The 16,190-nt window shown below is 68.9% G+C and carries 13 protein-coding genes; 10 read left to right on the plus strand and 3 right to left on the minus strand.

The genetic code is table 11. From position 1 onward, the window contains the following. Positions 1–44 precede the first annotated feature (44 nt). Genes ASG17_RS08040 through ASG17_RS08080 form a run of 9 tightly spaced genes read left to right on the plus strand, consistent with a single transcriptional unit; the run spans position 45 to position 10,035 of the window. Complete coding sequence (locus tag ASG17_RS08040; RefSeq protein ID WP_235560383.1) at positions 45–1,283, plus strand: RIP metalloprotease; 1,239 nt, start codon at positions 45–47, stop codon at positions 1,281–1,283. A 29-nt stretch (positions 1,284–1,312) separates the two neighbouring features. Then, complete coding sequence (gene bamA, locus ASG17_RS08045; protein WP_056101545.1) at positions 1,313–3,739, plus strand: outer membrane protein assembly factor BamA; 2,427 nt, start codon at positions 1,313–1,315, stop codon at positions 3,737–3,739. Between the two features lie 33 nt (positions 3,740–3,772). Next, complete coding sequence (locus ASG17_RS08050; RefSeq protein ID WP_056101547.1) at positions 3,773–4,363, plus strand: OmpH family outer membrane protein; 591 nt, start codon at positions 3,773–3,775, stop codon at positions 4,361–4,363. A gap of 15 nt (positions 4,364–4,378) precedes the next feature. After that, the gene (lpxD, locus tag ASG17_RS08055) at positions 4,379–5,392 is read left to right on the plus strand and encodes a UDP-3-O-(3-hydroxymyristoyl)glucosamine N-acyltransferase (protein WP_056101550.1); all 1,014 of its coding nucleotides are present in this window, start codon (positions 4,379–4,381) and stop codon (positions 5,390–5,392) included. Then, entirely contained in the window at positions 5,385–5,852 is a 468-nt protein-coding gene (gene fabZ / locus ASG17_RS08060; protein ID WP_056101554.1) for a 3-hydroxyacyl-ACP dehydratase FabZ, read from the plus strand. Before lpxD ends, fabZ begins: the two co-directional genes overlap by 8 nt. Next, positions 5,849–6,634 (plus strand): acyl-ACP--UDP-N-acetylglucosamine O-acyltransferase, encoded by a 786-nt coding sequence (lpxA, locus tag ASG17_RS08065; protein ID WP_056101556.1) that lies wholly within the window; start codon positions 5,849–5,851, stop codon positions 6,632–6,634. The genes fabZ and lpxA overlap by 4 nt, the downstream gene beginning before the upstream one ends. 20 nt (positions 6,635–6,654) lie before the next feature. Next, positions 6,655–7,485, plus strand: coding sequence for an LpxI family protein (locus ASG17_RS08070; protein WP_056103291.1), 831 nt, complete (start codon positions 6,655–6,657; stop codon positions 7,483–7,485). 5 nt (positions 7,486–7,490) lie between these two features. Further along, complete coding sequence (lpxB, locus tag ASG17_RS08075) at positions 7,491–8,648, plus strand: lipid-A-disaccharide synthase (RefSeq protein ID WP_056103294.1); 1,158 nt, start codon at positions 7,491–7,493, stop codon at positions 8,646–8,648. A gap of 19 nt (positions 8,649–8,667) precedes the next feature. Continuing rightward, positions 8,668–10,035: a DUF6880 family protein gene (locus ASG17_RS08080; RefSeq protein WP_056101559.1), complete on the plus strand. Its 1,368-nt coding sequence runs from the start codon at positions 8,668–8,670 to the stop codon at positions 10,033–10,035. Positions 10,036–10,191: 156 nt separating this feature from the next. On the opposite strand, the gene gltA is transcribed toward ASG17_RS08080, so the two are convergent. Next, positions 10,192–11,493: a citrate synthase gene (gltA, locus tag ASG17_RS08085; RefSeq protein WP_056101560.1), complete on the minus strand. Its 1,302-nt coding sequence runs from the start codon at positions 11,491–11,493 to the stop codon at positions 10,192–10,194. Positions 11,494–11,551: 58 nt separating this feature from the next. Then, positions 11,552–12,973, minus strand: a complete 1,422-nt coding sequence (gene gltX, locus ASG17_RS08090) for a glutamate--tRNA ligase (RefSeq protein WP_056101563.1) — start codon at positions 12,971–12,973, stop codon at positions 11,552–11,554. On the opposite strand from gltX, the gene ASG17_RS08095 reads away from it, so the two are divergent. After that, entirely contained in the window at positions 12,972–15,110 is a 2,139-nt protein-coding gene (locus ASG17_RS08095) for a ComEC/Rec2 family competence protein (protein WP_235560385.1), read from the plus strand. The genes gltX and ASG17_RS08095 overlap by 2 nt on opposite strands. A 292-nt stretch (positions 15,111–15,402) precedes the next feature. On the opposite strand, the gene lexA is transcribed toward ASG17_RS08095, so the two are convergent. Beyond that, the gene (lexA, locus tag ASG17_RS08100) at positions 15,403–16,098 is read right to left on the minus strand and encodes a transcriptional repressor LexA (protein WP_056101569.1); all 696 of its coding nucleotides are present in this window, start codon (positions 16,096–16,098) and stop codon (positions 15,403–15,405) included. Between the last annotated feature and the right edge of the window lie 92 nt (positions 16,099–16,190).

Here is a 16,190-nt window from a genome sequence, read left to right on the forward strand (position 1 = left end):
CAGATTTCGCTCTCTACCAAGCTGGTTCGCCCGTCGGGGGGCGTGTGGAGATCACGAACGGCATGTTGGGCGTCCTGTCGCAGATCGTGACCTATGTGCTGCCGTTCCTGGTGGTGCTGACCACCGTCGTGACCATTCATGAGCTGGGCCACTTCCTGGTCGCGCGCTGGTGCGGCGTGAAGATCGACCGCTTCGCCATCGGTTTCGGCAAGGCCATTTTCAGTCGCACGGACCGGCATGGCGTCGAATGGCGCGTCGCCTGGCTGCCGCTGGGCGGCTATGTGAAGTTCGCCGGCGATCTGGACGCCTCCAGCGTGCCCGACCGTGAGGGGCTGGACCGCTTGCGCAGCCGCATCATCGCCGAGCAGGGGCCGGGTGCAGAGCGCGTCTACTTCCACTTCAAGCCGGTGTGGCAGCGGGCGCTGGTCACCGTGGCCGGGCCGGTCGCCAACTTCATCCTGGCCTTTGTTCTATTCACCGTCCTGTTCAGCATCGTCGGCGAGCAGATCGTGGCACCGCGCGTTTTCGCCGTTGCCCCCGGGTCTCCCGCCGCCGCGGCGGGCTTCCAGTCCCGCGACCTCATCACGGCCGTCAACGGCCGCCCGGTCCATGACGGCAGCGAAGTGACCGGCACGGTGATGCTGAGCGCGGGCGAGCCGATCCGCTTCACGGTTGATCGCGGCGGTCGCCCGGTCGAACTGACCGCCACTCCGCAACGCGTCGAAATCCAGGATCAGGTAGCCGGCCGCGTGAAGGTGGCCCGCATCGGCCTGGACCTGCGCCCGCTAGTCGGGTCCGACATCTCGATCCGTCGCCTCAACCCGATCGAGGCGGCCGCCAAGGGCGTGGACCGGATCGGCGAGGTTCTGGGAACCACGCTGCGCTACCTGGGCCGCATCGTGACGGGCCGGGAATCGGGCGACATGCTGAACGGCCCCATCGGCATCGCGACCGCCGCCGGCGGCATCACCAAACAGGCCAGCGACGTCGGCGGCTCCGTCGGCGACGCCGCGATCAGCGTCGGCCTCAATCTGGTGCAGCTGGCCGCCATACTTTCGATCGGAATCGGCTTTCTAAACCTGCTTCCGATCCCGATTCTGGACGGGGGGCACTTGGTCTTCTACGCGTACGAAGCTGTTGCACGCAGGCCCGTGGCCGCGCGTGTTCAGGAGGCCGGATACCGGGTCGGTCTTGCGTTGCTGGCGGGATTGATGTTGTTCGCCACCTGGAACGACCTGCAAAAGCTGAATCTGTTCAAATTCCTCGGCGGGCTCGTGTCATGAGCCAGCGCCAGCCCCCGATGGTTTCCTCTATGATCGAATATCTCAACCGCCCCCTGGTCCGCCGCAGCGGCCGCGCCAGCCTGCTGGCCCTGGCCGTCGCCGCGGGTCTGAGCGCGCCCGCCCTGGCCCAGACGGCGGCCGCCCCGGCCCAGCCGGCTCCGGCCCAGCCCGCGGCGGCCGAGCCGACCGCAGCCGTGGCTGTGGCTCCGCCCGAGCGCGTCACCGTCAACCGCATCCTGGTGCGCGGCGCCCAGCGGATCGATGAGACGACGGTCCTGTCCTATCTGCCGATCCAGCCGGGCGACACGGTCGATCCGATCACGCTGGACGTCGCCGTCCGCACCCTGTCGCGCACCGGCCTGTTCGCGGACGTCCAGCTGGGCGTTCAGAACGGCGATCTGGTCGTCCAGATCGTCGAGAACCCCATCGTCAACCAGGTGGTCTTCGAGGGGAACAGCGCGGTCCGCGAGGACAAGCTGCGCGAAGAGGTCACGATCAAGCCGCGCGGCATCTACACCCGCGCCAAGATTCAGGAAGACGTCGGCGCCATCGTCGAACTGTACCGCCTGCAGGGCCGCATCTCAGCGACCGTGACGCCCAAGCTGGTCCAGCTGGAGCAGAACCGCGTCGACGTGGTGTTCGAGATCGACGAGGGCCCCGAGACCGGCCTGGACGCCATCACCTTCCTGGGCAATTCGGCCTTCGGCGACAGCGACCTGCGCGAAGTCATGGTGACGAAGCAGTCGCGCTGGTGGCGGCTGTTCTCCAGCAACGACAACTACGATCCCAACCGGCTGGACTACGACCGCGAGCAGCTGCGGAAGTTCTACACGAACCGGGGCTATTACGATTTCCGCATCGTTTCGGCGATCGCCGAGCTGAAGCCGAACGACAGCGCCTTCGGCATCACCATGACCGTGGACGAAGGCGACCGCTACAACTTCGGCGACGTCACCGTGGTGACCGAGAACGATCGCCTGAACGGCGACTTCCTGCGCCAGCTGCTGCCTATCCGTTCCGGCCAGCTGTATGAAAGCGACAAGATCGAGCAGGCGGTCGACGCCCTGACGTTCGCGGCCGGTTCGGCCGGTTACGCCTTCGTCGAGATCAATCCGACCTACCGCGCCAACCCGGAGACCGACACCGTCGACGTGACGTTCAACGTCTCGGAAGGGCAGCGCGTGTATGTCGACCGCATCAACGTCATCGGCAACACCCGCACCATCGACCCGGTCATCCGCCGCGAGATGATGCTGACAGAAGGCGACGCCTTCAACCGTGCCCTGATGGAGCGGTCGCGCAACAACCTGCGCAGCCTGGGCTTCTTCAAGGACGTGACGATTGAGGAGACGCGCGGCGACGCGCCGGACCGCTCGGTCATCAACGTCACCGTCGAGGAACAGCCGACCGGGGAGCTGTCGGTGGGCGCCGGTTTCTCGTCGGTCGACAGCTTCGTCGTCAACGTCGGCATCTCGGAGCGCAACTTCCGCGGCCGGGGCCAGAACGTCGTGGCGCGCGCGGAATGGGGTGCGCTGCGCCAGCAGATCGACTTCCGCTTCACCGAACCCAAGTTCCTGGGACGCGACCTGCGCGCGGGCTGGGATCTGTTCCATAGCCGCTACGACCTCAGCGAATATTCGTCCTACGACTATCGCTCGACCGGCGGCGGCCTGCGCCTCAGCTATCCGCTGAACGGCTACACCCTGTTCAGCGTCCGCTACTTCCTGAAGGACGACGAGATCATCGTGCCGTCGGGTTACTGCACCACCACTGGTGCGGGTTCCAGTGCGCTGTGCGATCAGGTCGGCAGCTATCTGAACTCGTCGGTCGGCTACACGCTGAACATCGACCGCCGCAACGACCCGGTCCGCGCCACGCGCGGCTGGGCGGCCTCGGTGCGCCAGGATCTGGCCGGCGTCGGCGGTGATGTGAACTATCTGAAGACCGAGGTCGAAGGCGCTTGGTACTACGGCATCACGCCCGACTGGATCGTCAGCGTCGAGGGCTCGGGCGGCTATGTCTCGGGCTGGAACGGCGACGCCATCCGCATCAACGACCGCTTCTTCAAGGGCGGCAACAGCTTCCGCGGCTTCGAGACCGCCGGCATGGGCCCGCGGGACCTGCTGACGGACGACTCGCTGGGCGGCAACTTCTACGCCATTGGTACCGTCGAGGTGACGCTGCCGAACTATTTGCCGGAAGAGTACGGCATCAAGACCTCCCTGTTCGCCGACGTCGGCACGCTGGGCGTTCTGGATGAGCGTTACACGATCACCAGCGCCGGCGTGACGGACCCCAACATCGTCGACGACCTGTCGCTGCGCGCCTCGGCGGGCATCAGCATCCACTGGAAGTCGCCGATGGGCCCGATCCGCTTCGACATCTCCAAGGTGCTGGCCAAGGAAGACTACGACGAGACGGAATCCTTCCGCTTCTCGACCTCGACCCAGTTCTAACCGCGGCCAGTCCGGCCGCACCAAAGGCAAGTCATGAAAGCTCTTACCCTCGGCGCTCTCGCCATCGTCGCCCTGGCCGCCACAGCGACCGGCGCTTCGGCCCAGACCAACGGCCCGGCCAACCCGGGTCCGGTGATCCCGGGCGTCTGCGTCTATTTCAACCAGCGTCTGCTGGCCCAATCGACCGCCGGCGCGGCCGTCCAGGCTCGCATGCAGCAGCTGACGCAGGAAGTTCAGGGCGAGCTGGCCCCGTACGCGACCTCGATCCAGGCTGAAGCCCAGGCCCTGCAGGCGGCGGGCGCCAGCCTGCCGGCCGCCGAGCGCCAGACGCGCGGTCAGGCCCTGCAAGCCCGCGTGCAGGAAGCCCAGCAGCTGGAACAGACCCGTGACGCCGAGCTGCGCTACACCCTGGCCACCCAGCGCCAGGCCATCTCGCAAGCCGTCGAGCCGATCCTGGTCGCCGTCTATCAGGAAAAGGGCTGCGGACTGATGCTGGACCGCGAGAGCGTTTTCATCATGAACCCGGCCATGGACGTCACCGACACGGTGATCCAGCGCCTGAACACCGCCCTGCCGAGCCTGACCTTCAACCGCCTGCCGGTTCCGGCCCAGACGCAGCAGTAAGGTCTCCCGAGCGCCGTGCCGGATCCCCGTTTTTTCCGCAGCCTGCCGGCGCTCAGCGTCGGCGACCTGGCCAGCCGGATCGGAGGGGAGGTCGTGCGCGGCGCCGACCGGACCCTGTCGGCCGTCGCCCCCCTCGCCAGTGCGGGGGCCGGCGACCTGGCCTTTTTCGCTGACCGCAAATTCCGTGACGCGCTGAGCGCCAGCGCGGCCGGCGCGGTGGTGTTGTCGCCCGGCCTGGAGGATGCGGCGCCTGACGGCGCCGCCATCCTGATTTCGCGCACGCCCCAGGCCGCCTGGGCGCAGGCGTCGCTTCTCTTCCATCGTCATCTGACGCTCGATTCGGCCGCCGATGCCGCCGACTGCATCGAAGACGACAGCGTCGTGATCGAGCCCGGCGCCGTGCTGGGTCAAGGCGTCCGCATCGGGCGCGGCAGCCGCATCGGCGCCAATACTGTCATCGGCCCGGGCGTCCAGATCGGCCGCGATTGCCGCATCGGCGCCAACGTCTCCGTCGGCTTCGCCCTGGTCGGCGACCGTGTCACCCTGTTGTCCGGCGCGCGGATCGGCGAGGCGGGCTTCGGTGCGACCGGGTCGTCGCTGGGCGTCATCGACGTACCCCAGCTGGGCCGCGTCATCCTGCAGGACGGCGTCACGGTCGGCGCCAACACCTGCATCGATCGCGGCGCCTATGACGACACGGTCATCGGCGAGAATACGAAGATCGATAATCTGGTCATGATCGGCCACAACTGCGTCATCGGGCGCAATGTCCTGATGGCCGCCCACACCGGGCTGGCCGGTTCGGTCGTGGTCGGCGACGGCGTCATGTTCGGCGGCCAGGCAGGCGTCGGCGATCACATCACCATCGGCCGGGGCGCGCGCGTCGCGGCGGGCGGCGGGGTGTTGAAGGATATCCCGCCGGGCGAGACCTGGTCCGGCTATCCTGCCAGACCGCTGCGACAATCCTTGCGCGAGGCGATCTGGCTGTCCAAACAGGCGTCTGGAAAGAAGACGCGGACAGATGGCTGAAGTGACGGACAAGATCGACTACGCCGAGGTGATGCGGCGCCTGCCGCACAGATACCCCTTCCTGCTGGTCGACAAGGCCGAGGACTATGTCGCCTCGACCTCGATCACGGGCATCAAGAACGTCACGCACAACGAGCCCTTCTTCCCCGGCCACTTCCCGATCGATCCGGTCATGCCGGGTGTGCTGATCGTTGAAGCCATGGCCCAGACCGGCGCGCTGCTGATGTCCAAGAGCTTGGACGTCGCGGTCTATGGCAAGGTAATCATGTTCATGTCGATCGACGGCGTGCGCTTCCGCAAGCCCGCCCGCCCGGGCGATCAGCTGAAGATGAAGGTGGTCGTGACCCGCGCGCGCGGCGACATCTTCAAGTTCCGCGGCGAGACCTTCATCGACGACAAGCTGGCCGCCGAGGCGGACTTCGCCGCCATGGTCGTGACCGTGGACCAGCCCGCATCGTGAGCATCCACCCCACCGCCATCGTCGATGCGAAGGCGGAGATGGCCGCCGACGTTGAGGTCGGCCCATGGTGCACCGTCGGCCCGGGCGTCGTCCTGTCCGAAGGCGTGCGTCTGGTCAGCCATGTGGTGGTCCAGCAGGACACGATGGTCGGCGCCCGCACCGTCATCCACCCCTTCGCCGTCATCGGCGGCGACCCCCAGCACAACGGCTACAAGGGCGAGCCGGTGACGCTGGAGATCGGGACGGACAATTCGATCCGTGAGCACTGCACCTTCAACCGGGGCACGCCGCAGGGCACGGGCGTGACCCGCATCGGCTCGCACAGCCTGTTCATGACCGGCGCCCATGTCGGCCACGATGCGGTCGTCGGCGACCATGTCGTCATGGCCAACAATGCGACGCTGGGCGGTCACGCCCACATTGGGTCCAAGGTCTTCCTCGGCGGCCTGTGCGCCGTGCACCAGAACGGCCGGGTGGGGCAGGGCGCCATCGTCGGCGGACTGGCGGCGGTCACGCGCGATGTCATTCCTTATGGCTCGGCGTGGGGCAATCACGCGCGGCTACATGGGTTGAACCTGATCGGGCTGAAGCGGAAGGGCTACGGCAAGGATCAGGTGCGCCGCCTGCTGGCCGCCTTCCGCGACCTGTTCGAGGGTACGGGCGTCTTCGCCGATCGCCTGGATGCGGTAGAGACCGGATACGCCGACCTGCCCGAGATCATGGAGATCGTCGCCTTCATCCGCGACGGCGGCAAGCGGCCCCTGTGCCTGCCGGGCGAATGACGCCGCTCAGCGGCTCAAGCATGGGCAAGCTGGGCCTGATCGCCGGCGGCGGCGACCTTCCGCTGACCATCGCCGCGCGGTGTGAGGCCGAAGGGCGAGAGCTGTTCGTCATACGGTTGGCGGGCTTCGCCGATCCGCACATGGCGCGCTGGCCCGGCGCCGCGTTCGGCATGGCCGAGATCGGTCACATCCTGAAGGCGCTGAAGGCGGCTCGGTGCGAGGCCGTCTGCTTCGCCGGCAACGTCAGTCGCCCCGATTTCAAGACGTTGCGGCCCGATTTGAAGGGCGCGACGCTGCTGCCCGGCATTGTGGCGGCGGCGACCAAGGGCGACGACGCCCTGCTGCGCAAGATCCTGTCGATCTTCGAGGATGAGGGCTACGCCATCGAGGGCGCCGACGACATTCTGGGTGGCGAGACGCTGGGCAAGGGCGCGCTGGGCCGCATCAAACCCACGGCGGCGCAACTGGCGGACCTGACCAAGGCGCTGCACGTCGCCGAAAAGGCGGGCGAACTGGACATCGGCCAAGGCGCGATCGTGGTCGATGGCCTGGTGCTGGCAGTGGAGGCGCAGGAGGGAACGGACGCCATGCTGACCCGCGTCGCCGGCCTGCCGGCCGATCTGCGCGGCAGGCCCACGGCCCTGAAAGGCGCGCTGGGCAAGGCGCCCAAGCCCATTCAGGACCTGCGCGTCGACATGCCGGTGATCGGCCCGCGCACGATCGCTCTGGCCGCCGAGGCTGGGCTGGCGGGCGTGGGCGGCGTGGCGGGCCAGCTGATCCTGATCGACCGTAAGGCCATCATCGCCGCCGCAGACGGCCTGGGCCTGTTCGTCTGGGGCGTCGAACGGTGAAGATCATGCTGGTCGCCGCCGAAGCTTCGGGCGATGTGCTGGGCGCGGGCCTGGCGCGGGCGCTCAAGAGCCGGCTGGGCGATGGCGTGAGCTTCGTGGGCGTCGGCGGGCCGCGCATGGCGGAGCAGGGCGTGGCGAGCCCGTTCGACATCGCCGAGCTGTCGATCATCGGCTGGCTGGAGGGCCTGCGGGCCTACGGTCTGGTCAAGCGGCGGGTGGCCGACACGGTCGCCCTGGCCGTCGCCGAGCGGCCCGACGCCGTCGTCCTGATCGACAGCTGGGGCTTCACCATCCGGGTCGCCCAGGCGATCCGCGCGGCCTTGCCGGGCGTGCCGCTGATCAAATACGTCGGGCCCCAGGTCTGGGCCTCGCGCCCCGGCCGGGCCAAGACCCTGGCCGCCTCGGTCGATCACCTACTGGCCCTGCACAGTTTCGATGCGCCTTGGTTCGAGCGCGCGGGCCTGCCCACCACGGTCGTCGGCTCTCACGCCCTGCACATCGACATGGGCAGCGCCGACGGCGACCGCTTCCGCAAGCAGCGCGGCATTGCGCCGGACGCGCCCCTGCTGCTGGTCCTGCCCGGCAGCCGTCCCTCAGAGATCAGCCGTCTGACGCCCGTGTTCGAAGGCGCGGTCGCCCGCCTGAAGGCTGCGCATCCCGATCTGCAGGTCGCCGTCGCCCTGGCCGGGACGGTGGCCGAGGATGTGACCGCGCGGCTGGCCGCCTGGCCCTTTCGCATCCACACCGTGGCCGAGGCGGACAAGTACGACGCCATGAAGGCGTGCGACGTCGCCCTGGCCGCCAGCGGCACCGTCTCGACCGAACTGGCCCTGGCCGGCGCGCCCATGGTCATCGCCTACCGCTTCGGGCCGGTCAGCTATGCGATCATGAAGCCGTTCTTCACCGGCAAGTTCGCGACCCTGTTCAACGTCGCGGCGGACCGCATGGTCGCCCCCGAATTGATCCAGAACGACGCCACGCCCGAAAAGCTGGCCGCCGCCATCGGCCGCTTGCTGACCGACCGCGCCGCCGCCGCAGACCAAATCGCGGCTCAGACCGCCGCCCTGGATCAGATGGGCCGCACCGACCGCGATCCGTCCGAGGTCGCGGCCGACGCCGTTCTGAAGGTTCTCTCCAATCACAGGAGCGACGCCGCGCGCTGATCTGGCGCGTTGCGGCACCATGGCGAAGAAACCGACCACAGCGAAGAAGACGGTGTCGGCCGCCAATCTGGCCGCGCTGGGCGCCGAGCGGCTGGCGGCGCTGCTGATGGAGGCGGGTAACGCGGACCCCGCCCTGAAACGGCGCCTGCGGATGGAGCTGGCGGCTGAGGTCGGCGCCGCCGATCTGGCGTTCGAGATCGACAAGCGCTTGAACACCATCGGCACCAGTCGCGCGCGGGTGTCATGGCGCAAGCGGCCTGCGCTGCTGACTGATCTGAAGACCCTGTTGAGGATCATCACCGACCGGCTGGCCGCGGCGGATGCGCGGCTGGGTCTCGACCGGCTGGTCGCCTGGTTCGACCTCTACCCCGATCTGACGACGCGGGTCAGCGACGCCAAGGGCGAGCTGCCGCGAATGTTCGACGACGCCACCACCGATCTGGGCGCGGTCGCCACGGCCGCCGGCCCCGACGTGGCCGCGCCGGTCCTGGTCGAGGCCCTGTCGACGCGGCTGAACCCGTGGGCGTCCTGGGTCGGCCGTGCGGCGCCGTCCATGGAGCCCGACCTCGCCCGCCGTGTGCTGGCTGGCGTCGCCAACGGGCCTAAGCCGACGGGCCGTCTGGCGCTGGTGGTCCGCAAGCTGGCGGACCGCGGGGGCGATCTGGACGCCTGGATGCATTCCATCGGAGAAGATGAGGCGCGCAAGCCGGACGTGGGCGCCGAGATCGCGCGCCGGCTGGCGCTGGGCGGGCGTCCGGCCGAGGCGCGCGCCGCCCTGGACGCCGCCCGCCACGCCGGGACGCCCAGGTCGCGCTGGAGCAAGACCGCCGCGCCCGAGCCGCCGTCCGACGCCTGGACGGTCGCCGAGATCGCCGTACTGGACGCCGAGGGACGCAAGGACGACGCAGAACAGGCCCGCTGGGCCCGCTTCGCCCGTACCCTGTCGGCTGACGACCTGAAGGTGCTGCTCAGCGGTCTGGCCGACTTCGAAGACGTCGCCGCTCTGGACCGCGCGTTCGAGATCGCCGCGCACCATCACGACGCTATGGCCGGGCTGGCCTTCCTGATCGAGTGGCCGGCCGTGCGAGAGGCGGCGGCCCTGGTCGTCGCGAGGCAGGGCGAGATTCGAGGCGGCCACGTCGATGCGCCGCTGTGGGCCTCGCGCCTGGCGGGCCGCTACCCCTTGGCGGCCCTGGTCCTGATCCGCGCACGCGCCCGCTCGCTGGTGGTGCTGGGCGCCGGCCTGACCGACGAGGCCCGCGACGCCCTGGCGGAAGCCGAGGCCTTCGCCGCCTCCATCAGCGACCTGGACCCGCTGCCCAGCCACGACGCCTTCGCCGCCGAACTGGCCGCCCTGGCCGTCGAGAAGCGTCGGCGGGGTTGGTAGTCAGAAGGCGCGCCATCGTAGCGCTCCGCCCAGCGGACTGGCTGCGGGCCCGCATTTCGGCGACGCCGGATATGGAAAGGGCGCAGCGAAACCGCTGCGCCCCCATCCCATGCCAACCGGCGCATTCGAACTGAAGCTCCGTCGCCGGAGCCGCGATCAGCCCCGCTGGTCGATCGAGACGTAATCGCGCTCGGTCGGGCCGGTGTAGAGCTGGCGCGGGCGGCCGATCTTCTGCGAGGGATCGGCCATCATTTCCTGCCACTGCGAGATCCAGCCGACCGTGCGGGCCAGGGCGAACAGGACGGTGAACATGGTGGTCGGGAAGCCCATCGCCGACAGGGTGATGCCGGAATAGAAGTCCACGTTCGGGAACAGCTTGCGCGAGGTGAAGTACTCGTCCTGAAGCGCCACGCGTTCCAGCTCCTTGGCGACCAGGAACAGCGGGTCGTTCTCGCGGCCCGTGGCGGCCAGAACCTCATAGGCCGACTGCTGCATGACCTTCGCGCGCGGGTCGTAGTTCTTGTAGACCCGGTGGCCGAAGCCCATCAGCTTGAATTTGCGGTCCTTCACGCCCTGAATGAAGCCTGGGATGTTCTCGGGCGTGCCGATCTCTTTCAGCATGTTCAGCGCCTCTTCGTTGGCGCCCCCATGCGACGGGCCCCACAGGCAGGCGATGCCGGCGGCGATACAGGCGAACGGATTGGCGCCCGACGAACCGGCCAGACGGACCGTCGAGGTCGAGGCGTTCTGCTCGTGATCGGCGTGCAGGATGAAGATGCGGTCCATGGCGCGAACCAGGGCCGGATCGACGTGGTAATCCTCGGCCGGCACGGCGAAGCACATGCGCAGGAAGTTCTCGGCGTAGCTCAGCTCGTTGCGCGGCGACACGAACGGCTGGCCGATGTGGTATTTATAGGCCCGCGCCGCGATGGTCGGCATCTTGGCGATCAGGCGGATGGCCGAGATGTCGCGCTGCACCGGATCGTGGATGTCCAGGCTGTCGTGATAGAAGGCCGACAGGGCGCCGACCGTGCCCACCATGATCGACATCGGGTGGGCGTCGCGGCGGAAGCCCTCGAAGAAGCGGTCGAACTGGGCGTGCAGCATGGTGTGCCGCGTGACCGTCTCGGCGAACGCCTCATACTGGGCCGCCGTCGGCAGCTCGCCGTGCAGCAGCAGGTGGCAGACTTCCAGGAAGTTTGACTTCGACGCCAGCTGGTCGATCGGATAGCCGCGGTGCAGCAGCACGCCGGCGTCGCCGTCGATATAGGTCAGGGCCGACTCACAGGCGGCCGTGGACGTGAAGCCCGGGTCATAGGTGAAGGCGTCGGTCGCGCCGTACAGCTTGCGGATGTCGATCACATCCGGACCGGTGGAGCCGGACAGAACGGGCAGTTCCACGGACTTGTCGCCATAGGTGAGCGTCGCCGTACCGGCGGGTTTCGCGTCTTCGGTCATATCGGCCCCTTGGCTTGGCGTCGGCTCTTAGGGAGGCGCCGGCGTCTTGTTGTGGCGGTTATTTAGTCTGTTGCAGCGCATCATCCAAGCGCCCGAGGCTCTCATCACGACCGAGTGAGGCCAGGATGCGAGCGATGTCGGGCGACGGCGACCTGGCGGTCAGGGCCGCGCGCAGGGGCGGGCCGATCTTGCCGAAGCCCACGGCTTCCTCTTCCGCGAAGGCCTTCAGTTCGGCTTCGAGGGCGAAGACGTCCCAGGACTGGAACAGTTCCAGCCGCGCCTTCAAGCGAGCGACGCGCTCGGCCGTTTCACCGGACAGCAGGGCGCGCGCCTTGTCGTCCAGCGCCAGCGGGCGCTCCAGCAGCACGAACGCTGTCTGATTCGCCAGTTCCAGCAGGGTCTTGGCGCGATCTTTCACGAACGGCAGCGCGCGGGTGAGGCGGGCCTCGTCGTCAGGCTGCAGGATGCGCCCGCGCCTCAGATGGGCGTCGAGCGCCTCCTTGGCCAGGCGGTCGTCGTCGGCCAGGCGCAGCCAGTGGGCGTTGACGTGGGCCAGTTTGTCGAAGTCCAGGCGGGCGGGCGCCTTGCCGATGCCGTCCAGGTCGAACCAGGCCCGCGCCTGCGCGTCGCTGAACAGCTCGTCGTCGCCATGCGCCCAGCCCAGGCGGGCCAGATAGTTGCGCATGGCCTCGGGCAGATAGCCCATCTCGGCATACTCATGCACCGCCTGGGCGCCATGCCGTTTCGACAGCTTGGCGCCGTCCGGGCCGTGGATCAGCGGGATGTGGGCGAAGGTCGGGCGGCCCCAGCCCAGGGCGTCGTAGATCAGGCCCTGCCGCGCGGCGTTGTTCAGATGGTCGTCGCCGCGAATGACGTGGGTCACGCCCATGTCGTGGTCGTCCACCACCACGGCGAGGTTGTAGGTCGGCGCGCCGTCGGACCTCAGCAGCACCAGATCGTCCAGCGCCGAAACGTCCCAGCTGACGCGCCCCTGCACCGCGTCATCCACCACCACCTGGCCGTCGTCCGGCCGGCGGAAGCGCACGGTGTGGGGCCGGGCCAGATCGTCGACGGTGGGCGTGCGGTCGCGCCAGGGCGAGACGAAGGGGCGCCCCTCCGCCTTCGCCGCATCGCGCAGGGCGTTTGTTTCCTCCGCCGAGGTGTAGTCGCGATACGCGTGGCCGCTCTCCAGCAGCTGATCCACGGCCTCGCGGTGGCGGTCGGCGCGGGCGAACTGAAACACCGGCTCTTCGTCGGCGAACAGCTCCAGCCAGTTCAAGCCTTCGAAGATGGCCGCGACCGCCGCGTCGGTGGACCGCTCGCGATCGGTGTCCTCCACACGGATAAGAAAGCGCCCGCCATGGCGTTTCGCGAATAAGTAGTTGAACAAAGCGGTCCGGGCGCCGCCAATGTGCAGATAGCCCGTGGGGGAGGGGGCGAAGCGGGTGACGACGGCAGGGGGCGAAGACGCTGTGGGCATGGGGGAGTCCGTTGAGGCGGCCCTTATACGCGCCCGTGCGGACATGCCCACCCGCCGCGCGCGTGTGGCCGGATGGCTAGGCGAGATGGTTGCGCGCCAGACCGACCGCTGGCGGTTGTGGGCGCCGGTGGCCTTCGGCGCCGGATGCGCCAGCTATTTCGCGGTGAAGACCGAGCCGCCGCTTTGGCCTTTGTTGCTGCTGGCGTTGGTGGCGACCGGGGCCTGGGGCGTGGCGCGCCTGATGCATGCGCGGCGGGGGGTGACGCTGGCGCTGATGCTGGTCGCCTGCGCGGCGCTGGGGCTGGCGGCGGCAAAGGGGCGGACGATGCGGGTCGCCGCGCCCATCGCACCGTCGTCCGATGGGCCGGTGCGGATCGAGGGCTGGGTCGTGGATGTCGATCCGCCGGGCGAACGCGGCATGCGGGTGGTGATCGCGCCGGTGCGGATCGAAGGACTGGCGCCTGAGGCGACGCCGCTGCGCCTGCGCGCCACGGTGCGAGGGGAGGCGCCGGCGCCCGGCACGCCGATCCGCCTCTTCGCCATCCTGAACCCGCCGCCGGGGCCCGCGTCGCCCGGAGGCTACGACTTCGCGCGCGGCGCCTTCTTCGAGGGGATGGGCGGCACGGCCTTCGCCCTGTCGGACACGCGGGAGGCGGATTTGGCCCCGCCGCCGTGGGGCCTGCGGCTGATGATGGCCGTGAATGCGACGCGGTTCGACTTGGCGCGGCGGATCGTGGAGCGGCTGGGCTCGCGCTCGGGCGGCGTCGCGGCGGCCATGACCACGGGGCACGAAGCGTGGATCGGCGCCGAGGACGAGCAGGCCATGCGCGACTCCGGACTGGCGCACATCCTGTCGATCTCGGGCCTGCACATGGCCATCGTCGGCGGCTTTGTCTTCTTCCTGGTGCGGCTGGGCGTCGCCGCCTGGCCCTGGCTGGCGCTGCGGGCGCCGGGCAAGAAGATTGCGGCCACCGCCGGCCTGGTCGCGGTCGGGGTCTATCTGATCGTGTCGGGCGCGCCGCCGCCGGCCGAGCGAGCCGCCATCACCGCGGCCATCGCCTTCGTGGCCGTCCTGCTGGATCGAGAGGCGATCAGCATGCACGCCTTGGCCGTCGCCGCCTTTGTAGTGCTGGCCTTGCAGCCCGAGGCGGTGGTCACCCCCGGCTTCCAGATGTCCTTCGCCGCCACCGCCGCCCTGATCGCCCTGGTCGAAGCCTGGCCCAAGACGCCGCGGGAGATCCACGCCCCCTGGCCCATCGTGGCGGTGCAGCGACTGGGGCGCTGGATCGGCGCGGCCTGCCTGGCCAGCCTGGTCGCGGGCCTCGCGACCGGCCCATTCGCCATGCAGCACTTCAACCGCACGGCCGTCTATGGCCTGTTCGCCAACCTGGCGACCTCGCCCGTCGCCGACTTCATCATGCTGCCGGCCTTGGCGTTGGGGGCGTTCCTGGGACCGGACGGGCTTGGTGCGCCTTTCATGGCCGTGGCCGGTTGGGGCGTGGACGCCATGCTGGCCATCGGCCACTGGGTCGCGAACCTGCCCGGCGCGGTGCGGACGGTGCCGAGCGCGCCGGCGGCTGCGTTGCCGCTGGCGTTCGTGGGCGTGCTGTTCGTCTGCCTTTGGCGCGGCCCGCTGCGATGGCTGGGCGCGCCCTTCGCGGCCGCGGTGCTGCTGTGGCCCCGACCGCCCATGCCCGATGTGTGGATCAACGAGGCGGGGACGGCCGCCGCCTATCGGGACGATCGCACGGCGGTGGTGGTGCGGCCCGGCGTGCAGACCTTCGGCGTCGAAAGCTGGTCGCGGCGACGGGGGCTGGAGCCTGTGGACGTGGACCCCGCCGGATGGAGCTGCAGCCGCTACGCCTGCGCGCCGGTGGATGGGGGAGCGCCTGTAGCGCTGTCATGGGGCAAGCGCGCCTTAGGCGACGAGGCGCTGTCCGCCCTGTGCGCCAGTGCGCCGGTGGTCAGCGTTCGCGCAGTGGCGGCCCGCCTGCCACCTACCTGCGATGGCAGACTGGTGCTGGATGGGAGAGATCGCGGACGCGGCTCGGTGGAGCTGTGGCGCGTGGACGATGGCTGGCGCGCCCGCTGGAGCGCCGATGTGCGTGGCGACCGGCCCTGGACGCGTGGTTCTTAGGCCTACATGCCACCCCAAAAACCGCTCATCCCGGCGGAAGCCGGGATCCAGTTCTCTGGCCAGAAGCGGAATGAGTGGAGGGGGTGCGCGAGGTTCTCACTGGATCCCGGCTTCCGCCGGGATGAGCGGCAATTTGAGGTCGGGCGCCTCTCAACGATGCGAAGCGCTGCCGGGTGAGCCAGACTGGGACCCCGTTGTGTTCTTTGTGATCCCTTTGTGCCCGTTGTGAAGAACCTGGGCATCCACCACGCATGAGGCTCTCGCAGAACCCCTACGCCCGCCTAAAAGCGGTCTAGTGATACCGACGGATCAATCCGACCAGCTTGCCCTGCACCTCGACCTGATCGGGGCCGAAGATGCGCGTCTCGTAGTTTCGGTTGGCGGGCTCCAGCGCGATGGAGCCGCCCTTGCGGCGCAGGCGCTTCAGGGTGGCTTCCTCGCCTTCGACCAGGGCCACGACGATCTCGCCGTTCGTCGCCGTATCGCCCTTGCGAATGACCACGAAGTCGCCGTCCAGGATGCCGGCCTCGATCATCGAATCGCCCTCGATCTCCAGTACATAGTGTTCGCCGGCGCCCAGCATGGACTCCGGCACCGGCAGGCGGTCGCGCTCGTGCTGGATGGCGGCGATGGGGGTGCCGGCGGCGATCTTGCCCAGCATCGGCAGTTCGCGCACGTCGTTGGCGGCAGGGAAATCGGCGGCGCGGCCGCCGCCCTGGATGACGCCCGGCTTGAAGGGCTGGCGGCCACCAATGGGCGCCGCCGCCGTAGCCTGTTCGGGCAGCTTTTGGATCTCGAGCGCCCGAGCACGGTGGGCTAGGCGGCGGATGAAGCCGCGCTCCTCCAGCGCCGTGATCAGGCGGTGGATGCCCGACTTGGAGGCCAGATCCAGCGCCTCCTTCATCTCGTCGAACGACGGCGAGACGCCGGTCTCCTTGATCCGCTGATGGATGAACATCAGCAGTTCATGCTGCTTGCGCGTAAGCATCTGGCCGCCTCGGTGCTGGCCGCCCGTAGAATCGGAACAGGCCGTGAACGTCTGGCGATGTTCTGTAAGTGTTCTAGGTTAATGTCAACTTA

The sequence above is a fragment of the Brevundimonas sp. Leaf363 genome, from assembly GCF_001424025.1.
GTDB lineage: Bacteria > Pseudomonadota > Alphaproteobacteria > Caulobacterales > Caulobacteraceae > Brevundimonas.